Here is a 548-nt window from a genome sequence, read left to right on the forward strand (position 1 = left end):
GTATCCGAGGCCTTGCTGCAAACCACAATCGAATTCCAGATAGCGCGTGCCCATCGTCTAGGCCAAGTTGAACAGGCTCAGGCGTTGGCTAACTTGCGGCTTGCTGAGATGGTGGTGAACCTGCAATCTGAACTGAATTACCTTCTCTACGGAAACAAGAATGGCAACAACGAAGAAGAAGTCGTCGCTGGCGAAAGCGCAGGCGACGCGCACTGAAAAGGTGGCTACAGGTACTGGCGGTGTGAAACCGGCACGCGTACCGCTCCCCACGTTCACGGCACCTGCCGACTTTGCACCCCACTTCCTTGAGGTGGTGGTCACGACCGAAGAAGATGGTCTGCTCGCATCCCAAATCGAGGCAACGCGCTACATCGGACGCTACAACCCAGAAGCAGAAGACAAGAAAAAGCGCAATCTTGCGGCTTACGACATGCGCACTCTTCTCGCGATTCAGGCACGGCTCGCTGCCGTCACATTCAAACCCACGAACGACAAGAAGTTCCCGGCAAAGGCCGCTGATCGCGCAGAAGGCGTAAAGGGTAGCATGC

The 548-nt window shown here is 56.0% G+C and carries 2 protein-coding genes; both read left to right on the forward strand.

Going from position 1 to position 548, the window contains the following annotated elements:
• The coding region (locus AC1RPG_RS07990; RefSeq protein ID WP_481762467.1) for a hypothetical protein at positions 1-216 on the forward strand (216 nt) is incomplete at its 5' end.
• The coding region (locus tag AC1RPG_RS07995; RefSeq protein WP_481762468.1) for a hypothetical protein at positions 161-548 on the forward strand (388 nt) is incomplete at its 3' end. The genes AC1RPG_RS07990 and AC1RPG_RS07995, both read left to right, overlap by 56 nt.

Source organism: Dellaglioa sp. CoH-57-MRSF-18 (genome assembly GCF_056781995.1).